Origin of the sequence: Methylovorus menthalis (assembly GCF_020523625.1) — a bacterium.
GTDB classification, from domain to species: domain Bacteria; phylum Pseudomonadota; class Gammaproteobacteria; order Burkholderiales; family Methylophilaceae; genus Methylovorus; species Methylovorus menthalis.
This window is the reverse complement of record NZ_JAJAQH010000003.1, coordinates 221,871-248,409: the sequence shown is the minus strand read 5'-3', so window position 1 is coordinate 248,409 and position 26,539 is coordinate 221,871. Positions and strand designations below refer to the sequence as shown.

Annotated in this window: 23 protein-coding genes; 11 read left to right on the top strand and 12 right to left on the bottom strand. The window is 56.5% G+C overall.

Translation table 11 applies throughout. The features are described 5' to 3' along the window. The first annotated feature begins 316 nt into the window (after nt 1–316). Entirely contained in the window at nt 317–3,217 is a 2,901-nt protein-coding gene (locus tag LG204_RS03775) for an EAL domain-containing protein (protein WP_230336007.1), read from the top strand. Continuing rightward, nucleotides 3,214–4,500 (top strand): HD-GYP domain-containing protein, encoded by a 1,287-nt coding sequence (locus tag LG204_RS03770; RefSeq protein ID WP_230336006.1) that lies wholly within the window; start codon nt 3,214–3,216, stop codon nt 4,498–4,500. Before LG204_RS03775 ends, LG204_RS03770 begins: the two co-directional genes overlap by 4 nt. A 106-nt stretch (nt 4,501–4,606) precedes the next feature. Here LG204_RS03770 and LG204_RS03765 read toward each other — a convergent pair whose 3' ends face one another. The 6 genes from LG204_RS03765 to LG204_RS03740 all read right to left on the bottom strand — a co-directional run bounded on the left by LG204_RS03765 (nt 4,607) and on the right by LG204_RS03740 (nt 11,776). Further along, on the bottom strand, nt 4,607–6,724 hold the full coding sequence (locus tag LG204_RS03765) for a TonB-dependent receptor (protein ID WP_230336005.1): 2,118 nt from the start codon (nt 6,722–6,724) through the stop codon (nt 4,607–4,609). A 33-nt stretch (nt 6,725–6,757) separates the two neighbouring features. Further along, entirely contained in the window at nt 6,758–7,084 is a 327-nt protein-coding gene (locus tag LG204_RS03760; RefSeq protein WP_407664164.1) for a c-type cytochrome, read from the bottom strand. Between the two features lie 16 nt (nt 7,085–7,100). Next, nucleotides 7,101–7,496, bottom strand: a complete 396-nt coding sequence (locus tag LG204_RS03755) for a hypothetical protein (protein ID WP_230336004.1) — start codon at nt 7,494–7,496, stop codon at nt 7,101–7,103. 195 nt (nt 7,497–7,691) lie between these two features. After that, on the bottom strand, nt 7,692–8,216 hold the full coding sequence (locus LG204_RS03750) for a thioredoxin domain-containing protein (RefSeq protein WP_230336112.1): 525 nt from the start codon (nt 8,214–8,216) through the stop codon (nt 7,692–7,694). Between the two features lie 2 nt (nt 8,217–8,218). After that, entirely contained in the window at nt 8,219–9,481 is a 1,263-nt protein-coding gene (locus LG204_RS03745; protein ID WP_407664163.1) for an exo-alpha-sialidase, read from the bottom strand. A gap of 12 nt (nt 9,482–9,493) precedes the next feature. Continuing rightward, the gene (locus LG204_RS03740) at nt 9,494–11,776 is read right to left on the bottom strand and encodes a TonB-dependent receptor (protein ID WP_230336002.1); all 2,283 of its coding nucleotides are present in this window, start codon (nt 11,774–11,776) and stop codon (nt 9,494–9,496) included. A 35-nt stretch (nt 11,777–11,811) separates the two neighbouring features. Here LG204_RS03740 and LG204_RS03735 point away from each other — a divergent pair, with 35 nt between their 5' ends. The 7 genes from LG204_RS03735 to LG204_RS03705 all read left to right on the top strand — a co-directional run bounded on the left by LG204_RS03735 (nt 11,812) and on the right by LG204_RS03705 (nt 18,735). Further along, the gene (locus LG204_RS03735; RefSeq protein WP_230336001.1) at nt 11,812–13,293 is read left to right on the top strand and encodes an ATP-binding protein; all 1,482 of its coding nucleotides are present in this window, start codon (nt 11,812–11,814) and stop codon (nt 13,291–13,293) included. After that, nucleotides 13,290–13,835 (top strand): response regulator transcription factor, encoded by a 546-nt coding sequence (locus tag LG204_RS03730; RefSeq protein WP_230336000.1) that lies wholly within the window; start codon nt 13,290–13,292, stop codon nt 13,833–13,835. The genes LG204_RS03735 and LG204_RS03730 overlap by 4 nt, the downstream gene beginning before the upstream one ends. Nucleotides 13,836–13,973: 138 nt before the next feature. Beyond that, on the top strand, nt 13,974–14,177 hold the full coding sequence (gene cydP, locus LG204_RS03725) for a cytochrome oxidase putative small subunit CydP (RefSeq protein ID WP_230335999.1): 204 nt from the start codon (nt 13,974–13,976) through the stop codon (nt 14,175–14,177). A 10-nt stretch (nt 14,178–14,187) separates the two neighbouring features. Further along, the gene (locus tag LG204_RS03720; protein ID WP_230335998.1) at nt 14,188–15,756 is read left to right on the top strand and encodes a cytochrome ubiquinol oxidase subunit I; all 1,569 of its coding nucleotides are present in this window, start codon (nt 14,188–14,190) and stop codon (nt 15,754–15,756) included. Nucleotides 15,757–15,765: 9 nt separating this feature from the next. Continuing rightward, entirely contained in the window at nt 15,766–16,914 is a 1,149-nt protein-coding gene (gene cydB, locus LG204_RS03715; RefSeq protein WP_230335997.1) for a cytochrome d ubiquinol oxidase subunit II, read from the top strand. Nucleotides 16,915–16,925: 11 nt separating this feature from the next. Beyond that, nucleotides 16,926–17,036 (top strand): cytochrome bd-I oxidase subunit CydX, encoded by a 111-nt coding sequence (gene cydX, locus LG204_RS03710; protein WP_015829420.1) that lies wholly within the window; start codon nt 16,926–16,928, stop codon nt 17,034–17,036. Nucleotides 17,037–17,268: 232 nt separating this feature from the next. After that, nucleotides 17,269–18,735 (top strand): catalase, encoded by a 1,467-nt coding sequence (locus LG204_RS03705; RefSeq protein WP_230335996.1) that lies wholly within the window; start codon nt 17,269–17,271, stop codon nt 18,733–18,735. 91 nt (nt 18,736–18,826) lie between these two features. Here the strand turns inward: LG204_RS03705 and LG204_RS03700 are convergent, their stop codons facing one another. Together LG204_RS03700 and LG204_RS03695 are read right to left on the bottom strand one after the other, a co-directional pair. Continuing rightward, on the bottom strand, nt 18,827–19,465 hold the full coding sequence (locus tag LG204_RS03700) for a hypothetical protein (protein WP_230335995.1): 639 nt from the start codon (nt 19,463–19,465) through the stop codon (nt 18,827–18,829). Nucleotides 19,466–19,485: 20 nt separating this feature from the next. After that, nucleotides 19,486–19,779, bottom strand: a complete 294-nt coding sequence (locus LG204_RS03695; RefSeq protein WP_230335994.1) for a hypothetical protein — start codon at nt 19,777–19,779, stop codon at nt 19,486–19,488. Nucleotides 19,780–19,952: 173 nt separating this feature from the next. On the opposite strand from LG204_RS03695, the gene LG204_RS03690 reads away from it, so the two are divergent. Both LG204_RS03690 and LG204_RS03685 read left to right on the top strand, forming a co-directional pair. Then, entirely contained in the window at nt 19,953–21,011 is a 1,059-nt protein-coding gene (locus LG204_RS03690; RefSeq protein ID WP_230335993.1) for an NAD(P)-dependent alcohol dehydrogenase, read from the top strand. A gap of 110 nt (nt 21,012–21,121) precedes the next feature. Next, nucleotides 21,122–22,057 carry a DUF808 domain-containing protein gene (locus tag LG204_RS03685; protein WP_230335992.1) on the top strand — a complete coding sequence of 312 codons (936 nt, stop codon included), beginning with the start codon at nt 21,122–21,124 and terminating at the stop codon, nt 22,055–22,057. Nucleotides 22,058–22,105: 48 nt separating this feature from the next. Here LG204_RS03685 and msrB read toward each other — a convergent pair whose 3' ends face one another. From msrB to ileS, 4 genes are read right to left on the bottom strand one after another with little or no spacing between them, the layout of a single operon-like run. After that, nucleotides 22,106–22,591 (bottom strand): peptide-methionine (R)-S-oxide reductase MsrB, encoded by a 486-nt coding sequence (gene msrB / locus LG204_RS03680; protein WP_230335991.1) that lies wholly within the window; start codon nt 22,589–22,591, stop codon nt 22,106–22,108. Beyond that, nucleotides 22,567–23,202 carry a sulfite oxidase-like oxidoreductase gene (locus LG204_RS03675; protein WP_230335990.1) on the bottom strand — a complete coding sequence of 212 codons (636 nt, stop codon included), beginning with the start codon at nt 23,200–23,202 and terminating at the stop codon, nt 22,567–22,569. Before LG204_RS03675 ends, msrB begins: the two co-directional genes overlap by 25 nt. Nucleotides 23,203–23,254: 52 nt before the next feature. Continuing rightward, complete coding sequence (gene lspA / locus LG204_RS03670; protein ID WP_049821862.1) at nt 23,255–23,710, bottom strand: signal peptidase II; 456 nt, start codon at nt 23,708–23,710, stop codon at nt 23,255–23,257. Then, a complete protein-coding gene (gene ileS / locus LG204_RS03665; protein WP_230335989.1) occupies nt 23,703–26,528 on the bottom strand; it encodes an isoleucine--tRNA ligase in 2,826 nt (941 codons plus the stop codon). Before ileS ends, lspA begins: the two co-directional genes overlap by 8 nt. Nucleotides 26,529–26,539: the final 11 nt, after the last annotated feature.

Here is a 26,539-nt window from a genome sequence, read left to right as displayed (position 1 = left end):
TGGGAGGGTTTTTCCATATTTCAAGTTTTAGCTGTCATTAGCCGATATATCCTTAAGCATAAAAGGTTTCCATCTGACAGACCTCGTGTTAACTTAGCGCCATAAGCTTCATGAGAATTCGACATTTAATGCCTTAACGGCTTGATTAAAAATGAATGTCATGCAGCAAAATTAGACCAATCCGGGGGAAGCAACATGTCTGTTTTACGCACGGCCGTGCAGCAGGCCAGCCTATCATGATCAAGATTTACTTATCTCTGGTATGGCACTGACTGCGCCTACAGAATCCGATCTGATTCATCAGCTACTCCACGCCATGGATGGAGTCGCTGTTATTGCTTTTGATGCCAAGCTGCATATTCGTTATGCCAGCCCGTATGCCCTCCAGATTCTCAGCCTCAAATCCCTTTCCCGCGCCAAACTGCCCGCCAGCATAGGCCAGCGGGTATTGGCCGAATTACAAAAAAACAATCCCAAATTCACCCTGCAACATGCCGTCGGCAATGCCCTTAAAAGTTTTTGCGCGCAGATTGCCGCACTAGAGCCCGCCACCGCCGGGGCGGACTATGTGCTTTACATGCAGGATGTCACCGAACGCTTTGCCAGCGAATACGAGTTACGCAGCATGCTCAACCTGCTGCGCAAGCTGATCGATGCCAGTCCCGACTACATCTGCCTGAAGGATGGCGCAGGCCGCTGGCTGCATGCCAATACCAGCGGGCTTGCCATGTTGCACCTGAACGATGTGCCAACGCTGGGCAAAACTGACCGCGAGCTTGCCGAGCTCACCCACCCCAGGTTGCGTGACTTCATGCAGCACTGGCAGGCCGCGGATGAATATGTCTGGGAAACCGGCCAACTCTTGCGCGAGGAAGAAACCATTCCACTGCCACACGGGGATCGTGTGCTGGATGTGATCAAGGTACCGTTGTTTCATGATGATGGCAGCCGGCACGGCATTGTTACCTTGGGACGGGATATTACCGACCGCAAGCAGGTGGAAAGCCAGTTACGCCAGCGCAGCGCAATCCTGGATGCCTTGATCTCGTGCGACTGGCTGCTGCACTCGTCAGAGTCCTGGCAAAAGGTCGCCGTGGGGGTGCTGGAACTACTGGGGCTGGCCGCCCATGCCAGCCGCGCCGCGCTGATGAAAAACAGCAATGACCTCGAAGCCGAGGCGCCAGTATCCGAATTACTGCATCACTGGAATGCCCCCGGCTTCAAGCCGTTGAGCGATGGCTACCATTGCATCGATTACTTGCGCGATGGTTGCAGTCGCTGGCTCAATATCCTGCAACAAGGCAGCCCGATTTTTGGCAATGCCGACGACTTCCCGGCGGACGAACGCCGTTTCCTGCTAAATCACGATAGCCAGTCCTTCGTGATTATCCCGATTTTCGTGCATGGCCACTGGTGGGGCGTAATCATGATAGAACGTGATCACGCGGCGTCCACCGTCACCTCGCAGGAGCTGGGCGCACTGATGTCCATCGGCCGCTCATTCGGCGTGGCGATTCAACGCGAGTCCTCCGACCACCGGCTGCATCAGGCCAAGATCGCCTTTGAAAGCACGGCAGAAGGCATTTTCATCACTGATGACCAGCTGCGCACCATCGCCATCAACCAGGGCTTTACCGACATCACTGGCTATACCGAAGATGAGGTGTTGGGGAATATTCCCAACGTGCTGGAAGCTGACCTGAAAAAGCCCGAGCCGCACCGCGAAATATGGAAAGCCCTGACGCGCGATGGCCGCTGGCGTGGCGAATTCTGGAACCAGCGCAAGAACAACGAACAATATGCCGAATGGGTGACGCTCACCGCCGTCAATAACGAAGAAGGCAAAGTGATCAACTATGTCGGCGTGTTTGCCGATATCAGCGAAATCAAGCATTCACAAAGCCGCCTGAATGAGCTGGTGAATCGCGACCCGCTCACTGGTCTGCCCAACCGGCGCCTGATGCATGAGCTGCTGGACCATGCGATCAAATATGCCGAACGCGAGCAGAATGAAATTGCCCTGCTGTTTGTCGATCTGGACCGCTTCAAGGCGATCAACGATACCTTGGGCCATCAGATGGGCGACAAGCTGCTTTTTGAGGTGTCGCAGCGCATACGCGCCGCTGTTCGGGATAGTGACGCGGTCGCCCGGCTGGGTGGCGACGAGTTTATTGTGATGATGGATGTGCTGCGCGAACGCGAAGATGCGGCCAAGGTCGCCAAGAAAATCATCAGCAGCCTGCAGAATGAATTCCTGATTGATGGGCGCGAGCTATTTATCAGCGCCAGTGTCGGCATCTCGGTTTACCCGGACGACAGCCTTGATGTGGATGGCCTGATCAAGGCTGCCGACATCGCCATGTATCAGGTGAAAAACAAAGGCAAGAATAACCATTGCTTCTACTCCGCTGACCTGAGCCAGAATGCAGTGGAACGCTTTACCCTGGAAAACCAGCTGCGGCGCGCGTTGGCACGGGATCAGTTTGAAGTGTATTACCAGGCGCAGGTGTCGCTGGAAACCGGCCGCATCATCGGCGCCGAATCGCTGATTCGCTGGATACACCCGGAGCTAGGCGTGGTATCCCCCGCCAAGTTCATCCCGCTGGCAGAGGAAACCGGGCTGATCATCCCTATCGGCGAATGGGTATTGCGGCAATCCGCCATCCAGGTAAAGGAGTGGCACGATCAGGGATTTGATATCGACTGGGTGTCGGTGAATGTCTCCGGCGTGCAGATACAGCGCAGCAATTTTGCTGATACGGTATACGGCATACTGGTGGAAACCGATTGCGAATCGCATCTGCTGGAACTGGAGATTACCGAGAGCACCGTCATGCACAACACGGAGTATGTGATTGATGTGTTTGATCGCATCAAGCACCTGGGGGTAAGGCTGGCGATTGATGACTTTGGCACGGGGTATTCGTCCCTCTCCCACCTGAAGCGCCTGCCGCTGGACAAGATCAAGATTGACCAGTCGTTTGTGCGTGACCTGCCCAACAACAGCGATGACGCCGCGATTGCCACCGCCATCAATGCCATGGCACAGAGCCTAGGCTTTACCGTGATTGCCGAGGGGGTAGAAACACGGCAACAAGCCAGTTTTTTACAGAAAATAGGGTGCCAGCAGGGCCAGGGCTATCTGTACAGCCGCCCGGTCACTGCCAGCGAATTCACTGCGCTCTTGCGAGCAGAACAACTCAACAATAAAAAATGAACCCGCAACAAAACCATTTCATCGATGTTAACCAGCTGAGAGTCGGGCTCTATGTCCACCTGGATCTCGGCTGGATGGATCATCCATTTACCTTCAGCAATTTCAAGCTCAAGGATGAAGAGCAGATCGCCACCATCAAAAAAGTCGGCCTCAAGCGCTTGCGCTACGACCCCCACCGCAGCGATTGCGATCCCTTGCCTTTGCCTGAACCCATCAGGTCACCCCGCGGCCCCTTGGTGGAGCCGCCGGTGGAGCCCATCGCTGAAACAGCCCATCATGACAGGCACCAGCCAGACCCGGCTCAGCGACTGCAACAGTTACAGCACGCTCTGGATGAAAGCGAAAAGAAATTTCTAGCCGCTGCCAATGTGGCCAAACAGGTGACGCGCAATATCCTCACCCAGACCCAAACCTCCATGCAGCAGGCAAATACGCTGATTGAAGGGATGGTGGACTCGGTGCTGGGCGAAAGCGATGTCGCCATTTACGCCATGAGCGGCAATCGCTCCGGGGACGAACACTTCAATCACCCGCTGAATGTGACGACGCTGGCGCTGATGCTGTCCAAATCCATGGACATGACCGAAGAGCAAGCACGTATTCTCGGCCTGGCGGCGCTGTTTCATGACATCGGCAAAATCGAGATTCCCAACCGCCTGCTCATGAAAACCGAGCCGCTAACCAAGGCCGAGCAATCCTTCATGGAGCAGCACAGTGAAATCGGCGCCCGCATTGCCAAACAGTGCGGCATGTCTGCGGAAGTGGTCGAGCTGATACTGCACCACCATGAATGTGCCGATGGCACGGGCTACCCAAAGCGCCTCAAGCAGAACGACACTTCGCTGCTGGCGCGCCTGCTCGCTATAGTCAATGTCTACGACAACCTGTGCAACCCGGCCCTCACCGTCAAGGCACTGACGCCCTATGAAGCGCTGGCTTACATGTTTGCCCACCAGCGCAGCAAGTTCGATGAAAGCCTGCTGAAGCGGCTGATCAAATGCCTGGGCGTTTATCCGCCGGGCAGCGTGGTGCAGCTTTCCACGGGCCTGCATGGCATCGTGGTCTCGGTCAATATGGACAAGCCTTTGCGCCCCTTTGTCATGGTGCATGACCCGGCATCGCAAACCGAGGAAAGCCAGCTGATCGACCTGCGCGATGACCCCAGCCTCAATATCAGCCTCTGCCTCAAACCATCGCAGTTGCCAGACGATGCGATGGAGTTTCTCAAGCCGCGCAAGCGCCTGAGCTATTTCATCAGCAAGGATAACCAGATCGCGGGATAAGCCGCGCTCAAGGCAGGTCTGCAGGTGTAAAAAACGGCGGCGAGTGCATGTGCACCGGCCGCCGTTTTTTCGTCAGGCTTGAGACCTCTCAGCCGCCAAGGTCTGGCTAGAAATCCACGCTCAAACCCACATTGATGGAGCGCCCCATCCCGGCCACAGGGCCAATCGCACCCTGCCCGCCTTTGGCATTCCAGTTGGCATAATCTGCCCCGCCCAATGGCAGGTAGTAGAACCTGTCAAACAGATTGGTGACACCCAGATCCAGCCGCGCCTTTTTCCATTGATAGCCAGTACGCAGGCTCACCAGCGTGTAGCCTGCTGTCCTGGATTCAAAACGCACGCTATCCACCTCAGTTTTGCTGTCCACCAGTTGCAGATCAATGGCATTGCTCCAGGCACCGGAGCGCTGCTCCAGCGACGCTTTGAACTGCAGCGGCATGATGTGATAGAGATCGTCGCCATTGCTGACGCGCTCGCCGCGGGTCCATCCCAGGGAACCGCTGACACGGCCTTGGCCAAAGCGTGCGTTATCCCACAGGCTGCGCTTGAAGGCGGCCTCCACTCCATAAAACTGGGCATCCTGATTCTGGAATTGCAGCAATGCACGCGGCACGCCGCTGGCCAGGTTGAAGGTGCCTATGCGATTCACGCCGATGTAATCCTGCACGTAGGTGTAATACGGCGTGAGCTTGACTTCCCATTGCGCCTGGGCAGCATCGTGCAGATTCAGCGTGGCACTGATGGTATTGGCCGTTTCCGGTTTGAGGTCGGGGTCTCCCACATAGCCATTGGCATCACCAAACCAGCCTATCATGGTCATGGCCATGGTGCCACGGCCCCAAGAGTAGCGTTCATACAGGCTGGGCGCGCGGTTTTTGCGGGCATAGCCGAAATCCACACTGGTGGTGTTGCTGGCGATATAGGTCGCCATGGCCGTGACGTCAATATTCTGGTCGGTACGCGAACGGTCACCCGCATTGAAAGCCTGGGCAGCCGCATTGTCGGTGGCATTCATCATGCCGCCGTAGGATTGCACCTCGCCCGTACTGGTGTGTACCACATCCTCACGCAAGCCCAAGAGCGTGCTCCACTGCTTGCTCCAGTTGGAGGCCACCTCGGCATACACGGCCACGCGATCGCGGCGTCCGTTGTTGATATTCACATACGTCTGCGGGCCCATCATCATGCTGCCAGGCACGGCAGGCCAGAAATCATCCAGCTTCTGGCGGTGAGCTTCGTTGCCAATGCGCAGGGTATGAATGGCATCCAGCGGCACGGTGGCCTTGACGCTATAGCCCATGTCCTCGCCTTTGGTTTTCATGGGCATTGTGCCGGTCTTCTCGGTCGAGAAGAAGCCCATCTCGTGATTCACATTCTGCCAGTAGATCCGGGTATCCAGATCGCCCCAGGCAAACTGGCGGCTGTAGCCGATATTGATGGCGTCAGACTGGTTATTGATCAGGTCCATGTATTGATTCACATAGCCCTGGAACGGCACATCCTGATGGGTGAGCTTGACGGTCAGCAGCTGGTCTTCGCCGCGCGCCGCAAAGTTAACCGTTTGCGTACGCCGGTCAAACTGGGTGGAACGTACCTTATTGCCGCGGCCATCTTCGTAACTGCCCGCGCGGTCTATGGTACCGGTAAAGCCCAGGCTCATACTGTCATTGGCAACAGAGGCGCTGAGGGCGGTGCTGAAGGCATTGTTATTGCTGCGATAGAGGCTGGAGAAACGGCTCTGGGTCACCAGCGTCTCGCCATTCTCGGCAAACACTGGAGCGGGCGACGTCAGCAAGATGGTCCCGGCGATGCTGTCGCCACCCTGGCTGACGGGGGTGATACCCGCCAGCACGCTGGCGTTTGCCACGGTAGCGGAAGAAACATACGACAAGGGGGAGTTCATGTGATTGCCACAGGCAGCAGTCACCTCGGCGCCATCCACCAGAATTTTGATGCGGTCATCATTGAGTCCGCGTATCACCGGCAGAGCTGACACTCCGCCCGACTGGTAAAACTGCAGGCTGCCTTCAGCCGCCAGCACTTCGGCCATATCCGCGCTGTTGAGCGGCCGGGCACGCACCGGCTCGCTGTCCTTTTTGGCATCCACGACCACTTCGGGCAGTTTCACCGTCGCCTCTTCCGCGTGCAGGCTGTTACAGCTCATCGCGCCTAGGGCGACGGCCACCGCGTATGGCAGATGTTTCATCCGGACCGATTGTTTCATATGCTCCCTATTCCTTGCTTTTTCTTCCACTTCTTACAGACTGAGTATCCACTTCACCAGTGTCTGAATATCCTCATCCTTTACCTGCGGGCTATTGGGTGGCATGGGCATGGTGCCCCAAACGCCACTGCCGCCTGCTTTCACCTTCTGAATCAGCTTTGCCTCGGCGGTCTTGTCGCCTTTGTACTTGCTGGCAACATCCTTGTAGGCCGGGCCGATGATCTTGTTGGCAATGCCATGGCAAGCCAGGCAATTGCTCTTCTGGGCAAGCGCCTCAGCCGCCTTGGCATCGACTGCCTGAGCCTGAGTACCTGCCATCAACAACACGGAGAATCCAACGATCTGCAACGCGGCTTTCATGCACTTATTTCCTTTTCTATTTCATGTCATGCCGAAACGGCAACCATGCTTCGCGGCCTGCACGTGCAATATCACGCACACCCAGAGGCACCACAACAACCACGGCCAGAAGCCAGACCGCCAGGAACAAAGTCCAGCCACCGCCCAGCAGGTCAGCGGCTTCATGGCCAACATTGAGCACAATTGCCAGCACGCCGATCAAGCCATAAAGGCGATAACCGCTATGGCGTACATACTCACCTACCCGTGGGTTGGGGTGCCCCACAGCAGCGGCATAGATAAAAATGGAACCGGCGATCCCAAGAAAAAACAGGGGGAACGCTGGCAGCAACAGCACCGACACAATGCATAGCCGGGTAAACAGTCGGGCTGCGCGCCGCTGTGACTGCGGACTCAATACCTGACTTGTCATGCATGCTCCCGGGGTGGCTGTTGCGCAGGCATTCTAGCGAAGCGGGGGAAATTGAAAATGCGACATGATGTCGCAGGCGCAGACGGGGCGGGCCTGTCAGACACGCCAGTGATTCAGATGGGAGACAAAGGGGAAATCAGGAAACTCAGGATAAGAAGTGCGCCACGCATGAATATCCGGGTAGCCATGGATACGCTAAGGCAGACTGCGGCCCCAGTTATCCAGCCAGTCTTTGGCGGGTCTGCCGCTGATGGCCTGCACGCTGTGCCGGGCATCATAAAAATAGGTGCGTGGCAGCTCGCCATACCAGGCCGGGTCAAGTTGGTAGCGCAGGCGATCGGCATCATTCCCGGCAAATTGCCAGCGGGCATGGGCTGGCAAAGCCAGCGCATCCATGAATGTTGCAGCTTCTGTCGCCTGCCCGATATCGGTATTCACCGTAACCAGGGTGACTTGCGGATGCTGCTTCACCCAGGCGCCCAGCGTGCGCAAGTCCTCGGCACAATAGGTGCAATCAAGTGACCACAACGCCAGGATGAAAGGTTTGCGGGCGTATTGCTGTTCGAGTGCGCGACGACTGTCCCCTTGCCAGGGCTGGAGGTCGGCGGCCATGGCCCAGCGGCTGCCGACCACGGATACCAACATCAGCAAGCCAACCAGGGCAATCTCCCGCGCCATGCCAGCAGCAGCACGGCCACAGATAGCGGCCAGGTCACGCATGCTCACGGCGCCGTCTCCAGCGACTTCAGCAGCAAACCATCACGTGCCGTATTCCACGCCAGATACACCTGATTGCCGTGCATGAGCAGCATGGGGTAATCGGCGCTGCCTGCGGTGCTCAGCATAGGCTCGGCCTGACCCCAGCTGCGGCCACCATCGTCCGAGCGCATCAGATAAAGGCGGCTGCCTTCGGCTTCCATCTCGCGCCAGGCCAGCCATACTGCATCACCACGGCTAATGAGCGCAGGATGCCCCGCCTGCTTGCTGCCATCCCCTATGCGTTTGGCGGGAGAAGACACCCAGGCTTCGCCGTCCATGCGGGCGTAAAACAGGCCGGGCATTTTTTCGCGATTATGCGTGCCACCATCAAACCAGGCCATGTGCCAGCCCCAGTCGCCGCCTTGGGCCAGCGCCGGGCCATGGTGTGGGCAGGCATCTATCTGCCAGTTGCCAAAGCTGGCGCGTTTGATGGCATCGAGAGCGACGGGCTTGGTGTAGAACCGCGCTATGGCATGGTCGCGCACGCCGCCCTCGAACACATGCCGCCATAGCGCCACGGCATCGCCCGAACCGTCATCCGGGGTCACCAGCGCAATACGGCAACACTCGCAACTGCTATCGGCCAGCTTGTGCTCGGCAGCAAAACTGGCGCCGCCATCGTCAGATACCGCGTAATAGATCGCGGCGCCCGCATAGGGTTGACCTGCGGCTTGCGCCGCCAGCAGATCACGCTTGTCCACCCAGGCGACGTAGAGGCGATCCTGCGTTTGTCCCGGCACACGGGTGACGGCCAGCGCATCAAAACGATGGGTAATCTCGGCACGGTCCTGATGCACGATAAACGGCGGCTCGAAGTGCTTGCCGCCATCCACCGAGCGGGCAAACCAGATATAACCGGTGTAAGGTTTTTGCAGGGCCTGCGTCCAGGTGACATAGAGCTGGCCGGCGCTACCGATGGCGAGCTTGGGTTTGGCATCGCCATCCACGCCGATTTTCTGCACGTCAGGATTCACCACGCGCGGCGCGTCAAAATGACGGCCGTTGTCGCGGGAACTATCCACCAGCACATGGCCATCTTTTACCGAGGCACGCCACAACGTCCCTTGCGCATCGAAGACCAGGGAGATGGCAAGGGGCGATGCCGCAGCGCCGTGATCATGCCCCTCATGGGCGAGGGCAAGACTAGCCCCCAGCAGTGCTGGCAAGCCCAGCAAGAACAACACTATCGCCCGGCAGATTGCCGGTAAAGCCATCAGCATGCGCATGCAAATCCGTTATCAGTAATCAAACTTGAGTTGAGCAAAGGCCGTGCGTTGCGGGTAGGGATGAAACACATAGGCTTTGTCGTTGTTGAGATTATCGATGCCCAGCGCCGCTGTCCAGCGGTCAGCCAATTTGTAGGCCACGCGTACATCCACAAAAAAGAAATGACTGGCGCCGCCATAGGTATCCGGGTTGCTGTCGCTGTTATCCAGGTAGGTATACTGGCGCCCGCTGTAACGCAAAGCCAAGCTGTAAGTGAGCGCCTGCCCCTGGTGATAGGTCGCCACTGCTTTTGCCACGGCATTGGGGATGCGCGGAGGACGATTGCCTTCGGTGGCGGGGTTGGCGCTATTGCGCAGGATTTCAGCCTCGGTCAGGGTCAGGCTGCCCCCCAGGTCCAGCCCGTGCACAAACACATCCTGCCATTGCGTTGCGAGCTCAATGCCGCGGGTACGCACCAGGTCCACATTCTGGATAAAGCTGCAGGTGGCGCTGCCACAGGCGCTGACGCCATTGGTGACGGTTTGCGAGATCAAGGCATCGTGCTTGTTTTCCTGAAACAGGGTGGCACGCAGATAGCCCTTGGCAAAACGCCGCTCGGCAGAAAGCTCGGCGGACAGCACCCGCTCCGGCTGCAAGTCGGGATTGCCCTGCACCAGATTGCTGCCACTGGTAATGCTCTGGAACAGCTCGCTCACGGTAGGAAAGCGATAGGCTCGCCCAAGCGCGGCGTTGAATCCCCAGGCGGGCGTTGGCTCAAAGCTCAATGCAATCTTGGGCGAAAACGCGTGCTCCTGCATATCTGCATAATCGCTGGTTTGAAGGCTGCCGCCCACGGTTGCCTGATTCTGCCCATTCCATGCCCGCCAGTATTCATAGCGCCCACCAGTAGTGAGCTTCCAGCCCGGATTAAACCGCCAGGCATCCTGCACATACAGCGCCTGGGTCATGGTATCGCCGCGTGAAGCACTGTTGCGCGTCGTGGTGGTGGCGCTGCTCCAGTCGCTGGCATTATCGGTCACGCTACGCAGGGCATAGTGATCAATGTGATACCCCACATCCAGCTGATGGGCGCCTTTGCTCAACGTGCCCTGGGCATCAGCGGCTGTCCAGCCAGTCCCCTGCATATCCTGTACTGTCCCCACGCTGCTCAAGGTGGGGTTGGCAGCGGTCGAGGTACGGCTTTCATCGCGGTTGTAGCGGTAATCCGACAATCCGAGTTGCCATTGCCACCCGCCATCCGCCTTTGATTGCAGCTGTAGCGCCTGCATCAGATGCATACTGTTGGCAGCCGCAGGATTGAGGCCACGTACACTGTAGGTATTGCCACCAATACTGACGTTACCGTTGTAAAACGCTGCGCCGCTGGCGGTGCGCAGATAACTGTCCACCCGGGTATCGGAATCCAGCTGCCACAGACCCACCGTATAACGTGCCTGCAGGCTGGGGCTGATGTCATAGGCCAGCTTCAGCTTCAGATTGTCCTGCACCGAGTGGTCTATGCCATAGGCGCCAAACACCAGTCGGGATGCACCTTTTTCACTGACATCGCGATACGCTCCGGTCACTGCCGTACCCGCACCACCTGTGGTGGCGGTCGCGACGGCAAACTGCATGGGCTGGCCCCAGGTATCCAGATGATCCACGCCCAGCCAAAAAGAGAGATCATTGATGCGATTACCAACGGAAGCGCTAGCATGCTTGCCCTCGTTGTTTTGCTGGGTGCCATAGAGATCAAAGCGCTGCATGAACCATTGCATATTGGCATGCGCTTCAAATTTCTGCGGCATGCGCGTCTGGATATTCACCACGCCGCCCATGGAATTGCCCGCATAGAGCGAGGAATAAGGCCCGTACATGACATCCACCTGCTGAATTTCTTCCGGCGATACCATGCCCCAGCGCGGCGGATAGGCAAAGGAGTTGCCGAGAAGATTGGACAGTAGAATGCCATCGGCATACAGCAGCGTCTGCGCACTGGACAAGGTACCGGCAGTGCGGCTGGCAATAATGCCGTTGCGGTCACCAATATAGCGCTCACGCACCTGCAGGCTGGGCAGGTATTTGATGGTTTCGGCCGCAGTGGCGGCGTTGATGGTCTCGGCAATCTGTTGTGCCGTCACGCTTTCGATGACCGCGGGCGCGCGCTGGTTGCTGTCAGTCGCACTGCGCGTTGCAGTCACCTCCAGCGGATCAAGCACCACGGTTTCGTTATGGTCGGCATGCGCAGGCAGCGCCACCGCAGCAATGATGGCCCCGTAAGCCAGCGAGGGGAGGACAGGAGCATAAGTTTTCATGCTCGAAATTGTAGGGGCTACCCCATGGCGCCACCATGCGACATGTTGTCGCACCCTTGCCCGTACGGCCTTTGTGTAGCAAGACCGCTGTGGCAATTTGCCGCAGCGATGCGCTGGCAACTTGGGTTAGAATTCCCGGCATGTTCTCATCCACCTCCTCCCCGCTTGCCACGCTGACTAATCTAAGGCGCCTGCTCAGGCTGCGGCTGGTCATGACCGTGGTTCTGGGTGCGGCAGCCGCCATTGCCATGCTGTATTACGATGTGGCCCTGCCCATGCATACGGTGGTGGGGGCCATGCTGCTGATGCTGTTACTGAATGGCATGACCTGGTGGCGGTTGCGCCATCCCATGCCAGTCTCCGATATCGAACTTTTAGTGCAACTGCTATTGGATATGGGCGTGCTCAGCGTGCTGTTTTACAAGGCGGGCGGCTACACCAACCCTTTTGTCTGGATGTATCTGTTGCCGCTCACTGTCGCGGCTGTCGCCCTGCCCTCGCGCTTTGTCTGGCTGGTCGCCACTCTGGCGATTGCCTGCTACAGCGGCCTGATGTTCTGGTATCAGCCGCTACCCACGGCCATGCCCCACATGATGGACGGTGGCATGGACATGCAGAATATGGACATGCACATGATGCATATGCACGCCAATCAGAGCGGTTTCAGCGTGCATCTCTTGGGCATGTGGGCAGGCTTTGTAGTGTCAGCCGGTGTGATCGCCATTTTTGTTGAGCGCATGGGGCGCAGCCTGCGCGAGTATGACCGGCTGATGGCAGAAGCCCGCGAACAGGCGCTGGAAAGTGAGCGCATGCTCGCACTTGGTGCCTTGGCCGCTGGGGCTGCGCACGAGCTCGGGACACCACTTGCCACCATGGCAGTTGTCACCGAAGAGCTCAGACAAATCCACACGGACAATCGCGATTTGACGGACTCGCTCAACCTGCTGCGCAAGGAGATCACCCGCTGCAAAGGCATCCTGTCCTCGCTCTCGGGTTCCGCTGGTGAGTTGCGCGCCGAGGCGGGGCTTAGTCGCCCGCTGGATGCATTTTTACAGGATACCTTCAGCCGCTGGCAGGATATGCGCCCCGCCATTCCTCTGGCGCTGGATCAGCAAGGCAGCAGCCCCGCGCCGCAGATTGTGGCTGATCGGGCCTTGGGCCAGGCCATCTGCAACCTGCTGGATAATGCCGGGGATGCTTCCCCCAATGGCATCAGCGTGCACGCCAGCTGGCGGGCTGACTGGCTGGAACTGCAGATTGTAGATAATGGCCCCGGCCTCAATAGCCTGACACAGGCACGACTGGGGGAGCCGGGATTCACCACCAAGGCCTCAGTGAATCTGGAATCCACCCTGCCCCCCCCCACAGACAAGGACAGCGTTGGCGGTCTAGGGCTGGGCGTGTTTCTGGCTAAATCCGTGATTGAGCGCCTGGGCGGCAACCTGCAATTCAGCAATCGTGAACAAGGCGGCACGCTCACAAGCGTCAGCCTGCCATTGAAGAGACTCTTCGCATGAGTGAGATGGACGAACTCCCCAGCCTGCTGCTGGTGGATGATGACGAGACCTTTACCCATGTGCTGGCGCGCGCCATGACGCGGCGCGGCTTTGCCGTGAGCGTGGCGCACGATGCCGCGCAGGCCATTGCCATGGCAGCCGAAAACCCTCCTGAATATGCCGTGCTGGACCTCAAGATGCCGGGTGATTCTGGCCTGACGCTGATACGCCACCTGAAAGCGCTAGATGAAGAAACCCGTATCGTCGTGCTGACAGGGTACGCCAGCATTGCGACAGCGGTTGAAGCGGTGAAGCTGGGCGCGACCTACTATCTGGCGAAACCTGCCGATGCCGATGAAATCATGCAGGCGCTGGAACGCAAGGAAGCAGACGAACATATCCCGCTAGCGACCAATCCATTATCGGTAGACCGCATGGAGTGGGAGCACATACAGCGCGTGTTGAAAGAACATGACGGCAATATCTCGGCCACGGCCCGCAGCCTCAACATGCACAGGCGCACCTTGCAGCGCAAGTTGAACAAGCACCCGACCAGGCAATAAGCCGACTCACATCACTAGTAAATATATCAATAATAAATCATTGATATATTTAATTTATACATCGCAAAATAAGCCCAGATTAATAACCATATTTAAAAAAGGCCTATTATAATGAGGCCAGCCAAACTACTATGCTGAATGATGAAAAATCGCTGGATATCGCATCTGTCGTCACTCAAGGTTAATCGCCAATATAGTCGTCTGGCCATAGAAATTACGGTGATCCTGGTCGCCAAAGTCTTCCTGCTGTATCTGCTGTGGTGGGCCTGCTTTTCCCACCCCATCGCTAAGCAGGACAGGCAGGCGGCCGTCACCCGCATAATAATGAATACCTCACAATAGGAGTCATGTGATGCTACCCTCGGCTGAAGTCGTCGACCTTTCCAGGCTGCAGTTTGGCGCAACCGCACTCTACCATTTCCTGTTTGTCCCTCTCACGCTCGGCCTGTCGTGGATGCTGGTCATCATGGAATCCGTATATGTCATGACCGGCAAGCAGGTCTACCGCGACATGACGAAATTCTGGGGCAAGCTGTTCGGCATCAACTTTGCCATGGGGGTCACCACCGGCATCACCATGGAATTCCAATTTGGCACCAACTGGGCGTACTACTCGCATTACGTCGGTGATATTTTCGGCGCGCCGCTCGCCATTGAAGGCCTGATGGCCTTCTTCCTGGAGTCTACTTTTGTCGGCCTGTTTTTCTTTGGCTGGGATCGCCTGAGCAAGAAACAGCATCTGGGCGTTACTTTCCTGGTGGCGCTGGGTTCCAATCTCTCGGCCCTGTGGATCCTGATTGCCAATGGCTGGATGCAGAATCCGGTGGGCGCTGAATTCAACTTTGAAACCATGCGCATGGAAATGACGAACTTCGCTCATCTGCTGTTCAACCCTGTCGCCCAGGTCAAGTTCGTGCATACCGTGGCAGCTGGCTACACCACCGCCGCCATGTTCGTCCTCGGCATCTCGTCGTGGTATCTGCTGAAAAAGCGCGATACGGCATTTGCCTTGCGCTCGATTGCGGTTGCTTCCGGCTTTGGCCTCGCCTCCATCCTGTCGGTAATTATTCTGGGCGATGAGTCAGGCTATGCCACGGGCGAAGTGCAAAAGGTAAAACTGGCCGCCGTGGAAGCCGAGTGGCATACTGAGCCGCCACCGGCCGCCTTTACCCTGTTTGGCCTGCCCAACCAGAAAGAAGAACGCACCGATTATGCCGTCAAGATTCCCTACGTGATGGGCATCATCGCTACCCGTTCGCTGGACGAGCCGGTAACAGGCCTGGTAGACATCAAGCGAGAAAACGAAGACCGCATCCGCAATGGCATGGTGGCCTATGCTGCCCTGCAGAAGCTAAAAAGTGGCGACACCAGCGCCGAAGCCGTAGCGGCCTTCAATGCGGTCAAGGATGATCTGGGCCATGGCCTGCTGCTGAAAAAATACACGCCGAATGTGGTGGATGCGACGGATGAGCAAGTGAAACTCGCGGCCGCCGATACCATCCCCAATGTATTCGTGCTGTTCTGGAGTTTCCGTGTCATGGTCGGCTTGGGCGTGCTGATGCTGTTCATGCTGGGCGCCGCGTTTTACTACTCTGCTCAACGCACTATTGCCAGCCAAACCTGGCTGCTGCGCCTGGCCGTGGTCGCGATCCCTGTGCCATGGATTGCCGCCGAAATGGGCTGGGTGGTCGCCGAGATGGGACGCCAGCCATGGACCATTTCCGGCATCCTGCCGACGCATCTGTCCACCTCATCGCTCAACACCGGTGAACTCTATTTCAGCATTGCCGGCTTTCTCGGCTTCTACACCCTGCTGCTGCTGATCGAGTTGTTCCTGATGTTCAAGTACGCGCGCCTCGGGCCTTCCAGCCTGCATACCGGTCGCTATCACTTTGAAGTTTCATCGCGTGCTACTGCTTAAGGAAAAATCATGAGCGAGATCATCGACTATCAAACCCTCAAGCTTATCTGGTGGCTATTTGTAGGGGTACTGCTGATTGGCTTTGCCATCATGGATGGCTTTGACATGGGCGTGACCACCTTGCTGCCTTTTTTGGGCAAAACCGACGACGAGCGTCGTGTCATCATCAACTCGGTGGGCCCGGTATGGGAGGGTAACCAGACATGGCTGATTACCGCAGGTGGCGCCATTTTTGCGGCGTGGCCGCTGGTGTATGCGGCAGCCTTCTCCGGCCTGTATGTGGCCTTGCTGCTGGTGCTGTTTGCCCTGTTTTTCCGCCCAGTGGGCTTTGATTACCGTAGCAAGATGGAAAGTCCGGCCTGGCGCAATGGCTGGGACTGGGCGCTGTTTGTCGGCGGCTTTGTGCCATCGCTGGTATTTGGCGTGGCCTTTGGCAATTTACTGCTGGGCCTGCCCTTCCATTACGACGACACGCTGCGCTCGTTTTACACTGGCAGCTTCTGGGCCTTGCTCAATCCGTTTGCCCTGCTCTGTGGCCTGGTCAGCCTGACCATGCTGCTGATGCACGGTGCCATCTACCTGCAATTGCGCACCGAGGGTGCCGTGCAAAAGCGCGCTGCCCGCGCGGCCCGCATCAGTGGCATTGCCTGCGCCATCCTGTTTGCGCTGGCAGGCCTGTGGCTGGCAGCCGGCATTGAGGGTTACAGACTGCTGCAGATTCCAGACGTGAATAGCGCCATCAACCCACTCCATAAAACCGTGGAAAAAGTGGCTGGAGCCTGGCTCAGCAATTACAGCACCTACCCCTGGATGATGCTGGCACCCGCCTTCGGCTTTGCCGGCATTGCCTTGGCCTTGCTGAGTGCGGCAAAAAAATGGGAGCGCTGTGCCTTTGTCTTCAGCAGCCTGGCGCTGGCTGGGATCATCCTCACGGCCGGGTTTTCCATGTTTCCGTTCATCATGCCTTCCAGCACCGACCCGGTGAGCAGCCTGACCTTGTGGGATGCGGTCTCCAGCAAGAAAACGCTGGGCATCATGTTCATCGTGACCCTGATCTTCCTGCCGCTGATCCTGATCTATACCTCCTGGGTATTCCGCGTGCTGCGCGGCAAGATCACGGTACAGCATATCCGCGACAACTCGCATACAGCCTACTAAGGAGCACGCACATGTGGTATTTCACCTGGATACTGGGCGTCGGACTGGCGCTGGCATTTGGCATCATCAATGTCATGTGGCTCGAATCCGAGCTGCCATTTGAAGAGCAGGACACTGAATAGTTAATCAGGTCTGCCGTTTCAATTCATCACTGGTTTCATCTCCGCTGTGGGCGGTTTCTCTAGTAGAAACCGCCTTCTTTTTTTATAGTCAGCAGGGTAGGAATTTTTTGATCAGTTTTACTTATTGATAACATCAAAACAATCAACTTCAGATATCAATAAACTTTCATTACTATGGCACCCATACCACGGCGCCACCGCCAGGTTATCAACCGAGATAAGGAGAATCGTAATGAGCAAAGACATCTTAACCACTTCTGCCGGCGCCCCCGTGCCCGATGACAATAACAGCATTAGTGTTGGAGCACGTGGCCCACTGACCTTTGACAATCACTACCTTTTTGAAAAGCTGGCCCACTTCAATCGCGAACGCATTCCCGAGCGTGTGGTGCATGCTCGCGGCACCGGTGCTTACGGCACCTTCACCTTGAGCAAGAGCCTCAAGGATTACACCATCGCCAGCTTCTTGCAGGATGTGGGGCAAAAGACCGACGTGTTCTTGCGCTTCTCTACCGTAGGTGGCGGCCAGGACTCCAGCGACTATGCGCGCGATCCACGTGGCTTTGCCGTCAAGTTCTACACACCGCAAGGCAACCTGGATATTGTGGGTAACAATACACCCGTGTTCTTTTTGAATGACCCGATCAAGTTTCCGGACTTTATTCACAGTCAGAAAAAAGACCCGCGTACCAACTTGCCCAATCCGGCCAATGCGTTCGAGTTCTGGGCCAACCACCCGCAATCCTTACACCAGATGACGATCCTGATGTCGGACCGCGGTATCCCAGCCTCGTATCGCCACGTGCACGGCTTCAGCTCGCACACGCTGAGCTTCTGGAAAAAGGATGGCCAGCGTTACTGGATCAAATGGCACTTCAAGACCAATCAGGGCATTAAAACCCTGACCAATGAAGAAGCCGCCAAGATGCCAGCGTTTGGTGCCCAGCAGGATCTGGTAGATGCGATTGATCGCGGTGATTTCCCCAGCTGGACGGTGAAGTTGCAGATCATGTCGGAAGCTGAAGCAAAGGGTTATCACATCAATCCGTTCGACTTGACCAAGATCTGGCCGCACAAGGATTTCCCCTTGATCGAAGTTGGCCAATTGGAGTTGAACCGCAATGTGCGCAACTACTTTGCCGAAACCGAGCAAGCCGCCTTTGCGCCCAGCAATCTGGTGCCTGGTGTAGGCGCTTCACCGGACAAGATGTTACAAGCCCGCTTGCTGGCTTATCAGGATGCGCATCGCTATCGCGTGGGTGTTAACGCCAACCAGTTGCCTGTCAACGCCCCGCGCTGCCCGGTGAACCATTACCAGCGCGATGGCGCCATGGCAGGCATGGGTTGCCCGGCACATGGTCATGAAAATGCCTTCCTCGGCTCGCCGAACTTCTACCCGAATGATCGGGCAGCAGAAGGTGCGCCAGTACCCGCAGCGGAATTTGCACCACCGCCAATGCCAGTATTGGAACAAGCCTGGATTGGCTACCACGACCAAAGCGAGGAAGACTATTTCACGCAGGCCGGTGATCTCTTCCGCTTGATGAATGATGACCAGAAGCAACAGCTGTTCAACAACATCGCCGGTGGTTTGTCGCAAGCCAATGCAGACATCCAGGCACGCGTGCTGGCCCAGTTTGAAAAGGCCGACCCGGCTTATGCTGCTGGCGTGAAAAAGGCAATTGCTGCTATTTCGTAATTTTCCGCCATGAAAAAAGCCCCTCATCCTTTTGGAATGAGGGGCTTTTTTTTGCCTCGACAATGGATACATGCCGAGGCAAAAAGCTTACTCAAGGCAGATAACGCGTTTTACAGGTTTTCTTGCTTTCATCGCAAAGCGTGGCTGACTTGATGGATTCGCGATAAAGCTTGGCGTGAGCAGCATCGATACCCCATGGCGAACTTTGTTTTTCGGCTTCGGATTGTGGGCGCCAGCTGTACTGCACCTTGTATATAAAATTCTTGCTTTCATAAAAAGCGACGAACGCACCTTCGCCCAAAGGGGCATTTTCGGATGGCTTGCCACAAAATCCTCCACCAAGTGCTAAATAAAGCCCGTTGGCCGTCGTCGTGCGCATGGTGATTTCCTCATATGCGGCACACGCGGAAGACAAGCGCTTGACCATACCAATCAACGCGACATCCGCAACCTTGAGCTTGGCATCGCTAATTTCCTTCATGGTTTGGGCAGAGGGATACGGTTTTCTGATGATGGAAAGATGCCCCGTTTTCCATGTCTCCACATCCTCCCCTGGCGGCGCATACTCCACAAAGTATTCCCCCCTGGGGTCACCTTCCATCCAGACGATCTTCCAGCCTGGAGGCATTGTCACATCCAGGCGCTCGCCTTTTACATTAAATGGCATGCCAACCACGGTATCCGCGAGAGCAGGTACGGCCATCGGAAGATTGATGAGAAAAACCAACATCAAGAGAACAACTATCCTGGTCATTGAAAGCAAGTTCCTTCCACCTTGTTGATAAGCCTGGTTTGCGGGTTAATGGTGACCTGAAGGTTATTTTTCACTTGCCTCACATCCTCTTTATCCTGCCAACCAAAGACGAAGGAGCCTTTGCTAAGGCTGACAAAGTAAGGATCGCCCATCAGCTTTATCACTTCGGCCTGTGTCATTCCCACATGCACTTTTTTACCCTCAGTACAGTTTATGTAAGGCGCGATACCACAAGAGGTTTGCAAAAAAAGCATGGCGATATAAAAATAAAATCCAAGTCCGGGCTTCACAGGAGATATCAAGTTCCACTCCAAGCCATAAAAGATTGTTTCATTTTTCGGAATTCTGATTTCAAGACTGCATCATTTATTGGAACACCAGACTATTGCATACTGTCCTATATGACGTTGTGCCGTTCGGCACAGTCTCTTCTGTTTTCTAATAATTCTGCGGAGGTTCCCCCATGGCAAAAGCAATTGGTTATGCCGCGTATGATCCCAAGAAACCATTGGCCCCTTTCAGCTTTGAGCGTCGCGAAGTAGGTGCCAATGACGTCGAAATCGAGATTCTTTTTTGCGGCGTTTGCCACTCGGACCTGCACCAGGTACGCGATGAATGGGGTAACTCGACTTTCCCCATGGTGCCAGGGCATGAGATTGTTGGCCGCGTGACCAAGGTCGGTAGCGCCGTTACCAAGTTCAAGGCGGGCGATCTGGCAGGTGTTGGTTGCCTGGTGGATTCATGCCGCAGCTGCCCGGATTGCGAAGACAGCCTGGAGCAATACTGTAACCACGCGGTGTTTACCTACAACTCGCCGGACAAGCAAATGCCCGGGCAATCTACCTATGGCGGTTATTCCAACCTGATCGTGGTGGAACAGCGCTTTGTGCTGAAGGTATCAGAGAAACTGGACCTGGCCGCAGTCGCGCCATTGCTATGCGCTGGCATTACAACTTATTCTCCGCTGCGCAACTGGAAGGTGGGCCCTGGTCAAAAGGTCGGCGTGGTTGGCCTCGGCGGTCTTGGTCACATGGCCGTGAAGTTTGCGCATGCCTTCGGCGCTCACACCGTGCTGTTCACTACCTCAGCCAGCAAGGTAGAAGATGCCAAGCGCCTGGGCGCGGATGAAGTCGTGATCTCCAAAAACCCGGAAGAAATGGCCAAGCACGCACAGAGTTTTGATTTCATCCTGAATACCGTCGCCGCACCTCATGATCTGGATCAGTACACCTCCCTGCTCAAGCGTGATGGCACGCATTGCCTGGTCGGCGTGCCGGACAGCCCTCACCCGACGCCGAATATTGGCAACCTGATCTTCAAGCGCCGCTCACTGGCGGGCTCCTTGATCGGCGGTTTGCGCGAAACCCAGGAGATGCTGGACTTTTGCGCCGAGCACAACATCACCTCGGACATTGAGCTGATCAATATGCAGGACATCAACAATGCGTTTGAACGAATGTTGAAGAGTGACGTGAAATACCGCTTTGTGATTGATCTTGCCAGCCTGAAACAGGCAGCCTGATAAAAGATCCATGCGTTACCCGCCCCCGCCGCCATGTGTGCCGGGGGCCTTTTATTATCCGCAACACATTCAGGTACACTGGCGGATCATTTGATACACAGGACAACACCATGGCCGGTAGCAGCTTGCTCACCCTGATCGACGACATTGCCACCATACTGGATGACGTTTCCGTCATGACCAAGGTGGCCGCCAAGAAAACCGCCGGAGTACTGGGCGATGATCTGGCACTTAATGCCCAGCAAGTGGCGGGAGTAAAAGCCGACCGCGAACTGCCGGTGGTGTGGGCCGTGGCCAAGGGCTCTTTTATCAACAAGCTGATACTGGTGCCTACCGCGCTGTTGATCAGCGCTTTTTTGCCTTGGGCGATCACGCCCTTGCTGATGCTGGGTGGGGCATTTTTGTGTTTTGAAGGCTTTGAAAAAATCGCGCACAAATACCTGCATGGCGCTGAAGAAGACACAAGACACGCCGCGCAAGTACAGGCGCTGAGTGACCCGGCGGTGGACATGGTGAGTTTTGAGCGCGACAAGATCAAAGGCGCCGTGCGTACCGACTTTATCCTGTCCGCAGAAATTATTGTCATCACCCTGGGCACGGTGGCGGGCGCCACGCTTGCCAAGCAAATCTCGGTACTGACGGGCATCGCCATCATCATGACGGTCGGGGTATATGGCCTGGTGGCGGGCATCGTCAAACTGGATGACGGTGGCCTCTATCTGGCAAAGCGTCGCGGAAAAACATTATTAGCCGCGTTAAGCCGTGGCTTGGGCCGCTTGCTACTGGCAGGCGCACCCTGGCTGATGCGTACGCTTTCCGTGGTGGGTACCGCGGCAATGTTCATGGTGGGCGGCGGCATATTGGCGCATGGCTTGCCCTGGCTGCATCATCTCGCAGCGGACGTGCAAAGCACGGTGAGTGCCAGTGCAGGCAGCGCGGTTGCCTTGCTGGCGACCATTGCCCTGGATGCCCTGATCGGTATCGTGGCAGGTGGATTGATCGTGCTGGCAGTCACCATTATTCAGCGGCTGATCCGCCGCAAGTAACTACAGCCGCACTTGAGGCGACTCAAGAAAGATGGACTTGAATTACACCTAGCCCTGAACGGGTTGCAAAGGCTCGAAGCTTAGCGAAGCAGAGTTGATGCAATACCGCAGCCCGGTAGGCTTGGGGCCATCGGGAAACACATGCCCGAGATGCGCATCACAAACATTGCAAATCACCTCGGTGCGTATCATGCCATGGCTGATGTCGCGCTTCTCACGCACATTGGCCGGGTCCAGTGGCTCAAAATAGCTGGGCCAGCCACAGCCTGCATCAAACTTGGTATCCGACGCAAAAAGCGGCGTATCACAGCATACACAGCGATAGACACCTGGCTCAAAGCGAAACGCATATTCGCCGGTGCCCGGACGCTCAGTGGCTGCCTTGCGGGTGACTTCATATTGCAATGGCGTCAGCTGGGCTCGCCATTCCTCATCGGTTTTGAATACCGTAGCCATGTTGCTCTCCTCACGATCCGCCTGACGCTTGGCCATCAGGGTTTCGATCAGCTTTAACCGAAGCGCTGTTCTAGCCATGGGTCCGCCTCATTATGATATCCACGCACTTCCCAAAAACCGGGGCGGTCTTCGGCATGCAGTTCGATCGCCTTCAGCCACTTCGGGCTTTTCCAGGCATAGCGCTTGGGCACCACCAATCGCACCGGGCCACCATGCTCAACCGTCAACGGCTGGCCCAATACACTATGAGCAATGATCACATCATCATCCAGCAGGGCCTCCAGCGGCAGGTTGGTGGTATAGCCATCGTAGCAATGCAAGGTCACAAACCCCGCCTCGGGCAAAGGCCCGGCCTGCATCAATAACTCACTGGCGGCAACGCCCACCCAATCCATGTCCAACTGCGACCAGCGGGTGACACAGTGGAAGTCCGAAACATCTTCAACCTGCGGTAAAGCCTGATAGGCCGCCCAATCCAGCGTGATGTCGTTCTGCACCAGACCGAATACGCGCAATGACCAATCCTGCAAGGGAATCTCGGGCTGGATGCCCAAATCAAGCACGGGGAAATTCCGGACCTCAGTCTGCCCGGCCGGAATGCGCGCGTTGGCATTGACCTTGCCCGGCCGTTGCAAGCCACGCTTGGCGACGGCGACCTTGGCAGCGATGAGTTTTTCCCAATCCGGCATGCAATGGCTCCTGTGGACTAGCCCGCCCGGGGCCGTCGGTTAGAAAAGAGGGTCAGGACTTCTTTTTAAAGCTGTCCAGGATCAGCAGGGCGACGCCCACGCAGATAGCCGAATCGGCCACATTAAACGCGGGCCAATAGAAACTCTGGTAATGGAAGAACAGGAAATCCACCACATAGCCCAGCGTCAGCCGGTCATACAGATTGCCCAGCGCCCCACCCAATACTAGGGCCAGCGCAAAACAGAAAAGTTTCTGTGTGGGATGGCGGCGCAGCATGAACAGGATAATGCCCGATGCAATCAAGGCAATTGCACTGAAAAACACGCGCTGCCAGCCGCCCGCCTGACTGAGGAAGCTGAATGCCGCGCCCTCGTTGTGGTAACGCACCAGATCAAAAAACGAGGTGATCGGCAGATGCTCGCCATAAGCAAACGCCTTGACCACCAGATGCTTGGTGTAGAGGTCGAGCGCAATGACCGCCGCGCTAAGCGCCAGCCATTTACGCATGCTGACGTGGCTCACCGGCACCAAACAGATTGCTAACGCAGCGGCCGCAAAGGGTCGGGTGGTCGGCATGGGCACCGACATCGGCACGGTAATGCCAGCAGCGATCGCACTTGGCATGAGGTGACGATTCAGCTTGAATTATTACCCCCTCAAAGTCAGAACCATTAAGCGATTCATCCACATAAAGTTTTGCTTCGGATGTGAGAAGGACAAATTTCAGTTCATCTTTGATGGACTCAATTTGATCGAAAGTCCGTTTTCCAACAAAGACAGAAACCTCCGCTTGTAGCGATGATCCAATCTGTCCAGATGACCTCAATTCCTCGAGCTTTTTCATAACATCTGAACGAATAACCCTCAAATTATGCCAACGAGTACATAAGTCAATTTGGTTATCCACCTCTGGAAACTCATACCACTCTTCCTCAAACACGCTATCGTCTGCGCTCAAGCCCAGCGTCTGCCAGATTTCATCGGCGGTAAAACTGAGAATAGGCGCCATCAAGCGCATCAGCCCGTGCGTGATATGGTAGAGCGCGCTTTGCGCAGCACGGCGCGCATGCGAGCTGGCACCAGTAGTGTAGAGGCGATCTTTCAGGATATCCAGATAGAAACCGCCAAGGTCTTCTGAGCAGAAGCCGACAAATTTCTGCACCGCGAGGTGGAACTCATACCGGTCGTAATCCTTGACGATGGCTTCCTGCAATTGCGTGGTCAACACCAGCGCATAGCGGTCGATTTCGAGCCATTGATCGACTGGCAGCAAATCCTTGCTGGCGTCAAAGTCAGCCAGATTTGCCAGCAGAAAGCGCAAGGTATTGCGAATGCGACGATAGCCTTCGGCCACGCGCTTCAGGATTTCATCGGAGATGGTGAGTTCGCCGGAGTAATCGGTGGAAGCCACCCACAGACGCAGGATATCGGCGCCATAAGTGTCCATCACCTTTTGTGGCGCGACGACATTGCCCTTGGATTTGCTCATCTTGTGACCAGCACCATCCACGACAAAGCCATGCGTCAGCAAGGCGTTATACGGCGCCCGGCCATCAATGGCGCAACCGGTCAGCAGGCTGGACTGGAACCAGCCACGATGCTGGTCCGAGCCTTCCAGATACAGATCAGCCGGGCTGCGCAGCTCTTCGCGCCGCTTGAGCACGGCCGCATGCGTGGCACCGGAATCAAACCAGACGTCCAGGGTATCCGTGACTTTTTTGTATTGCTCGGCATTGTTCGGCGCATGCTGGGCGAGGAAGGCAGCCCCATCCAGCGAGAACCAGGCTTCGACGCCCTGCTGTTCCACTTGCAACGCCACCGTTTCCAGCAGGCGCATGGTATCGGGATGCAATTCGCCGGTTTCCTTGTGCACAAACAGCGGCATGGGCACGCCCCAGTTGCGCTGACGCGACACGCACCAGTCCGGACGATTCCTGATCATGGCTTCAAGGCGCGCACGGCCCCATGCCGGGAAGAATTCGGTAGCGTCGACGGCCTGGTTGGCATGCTCGCGCAGGCTGGTGCCGTTGCTGTCCTGGGCATTCATGCCGATAAACCATTGGTGCGTCGCCAGTTGCATCAGCGGCGTCTTGTGGCGCCAGCAATGCGGAAAGCTGTGATTCAGACGGGCGCTGGCAAACAGCACACCGTTTTCCTGCAACTTGGCGAGAATGACCTTGTTGGCTTCCTGACGGTTGAGGCCACGGATCGCTTCCAGCTCGACCAGATCACTAGTGAAGAATTTGCCATCCCCGCCGATGAGTACCAATGGCTTTTCATTAGGGTAATTGGCGCGCATCACCAGCCAGTCGTCGTTACCGTGGGCAGCCGCCGTGTGGACCAGCCCGGTACCAGCATCGGTGGTGACGTGCTCGCCAGTGATCACAGGCACCTGGCGCTTATCGAACGGGTGCTGCAACATGAAGCCCATCAGGCTTGAGCCTTTGCAGCTGCCGAGCGTAGTCGCGTCCTCTTCGCCATAGCGCTTGAGCGTAGCCTCGGCCAAGGCATGCGCCAACACCAGCAGGCCCTTGCTTGTGCGAAGCACATCATAATCCAGCTCAGGATGCACGCTCACTGCCTGGTTGGCAGGCAGCGTCCAAGGAGTCGTGGTCCAGATGACGGCATACACATCACCATCCAATGGCGTGTCAAAAACGGCACTCAGGGCATCATTGTCAACAAAGCGAAAACCCACATCAATGGCAGGCGAATTGACGTCCTCGTACTCCACTTCGGCTTCGGCCAACGCAGAGCCGCAGTCCACGCACCAATGCACGGGCTTGCTGCCCTGATACAGGTAACCATTCTGATAGATCTCCCCCAGGGCGCGCATGATGTCGGCCTCGGTCTTGAAGTCCATGGTCAGGTAGGGATGATCCCAATCGCCCAGCACGCCCAGGCGGATGAAATCCTTCTTCTGGCGCTCAATCTGCTCCCTAGCATATTCGCGGCACAGCTCGCGGAAGCGCGCAGGATCAATATTCTTGCCGTGCTGCTTTTCCACCATCAGCTCGATAGGCAGGCCATGGCAATCCCAGCCCGGCACATAGGGGGCATCAAAACCACTCAGGGTCTTGGATTTGACGATGATGTCCTTCAGGATTTTGTTGACGGCATGACCGATATGAATATCCCCGTTGGCATACGGCGGGCCGTCATGCAGGATGAATTTCTGCTTGCCCTGACGTGCCTTGCGGATGCGCTGGTAAAGTTTTTTATCCTGCCAGGCTTTCAGCCAGCCTGGCTCACGCTTGGCGAGATCGCCACGCATGGGAAAGCTGGTTTCCGGCAAGTTAAGCGGGTATTTGGTTTCGTCGGTCATGAACGCGTATC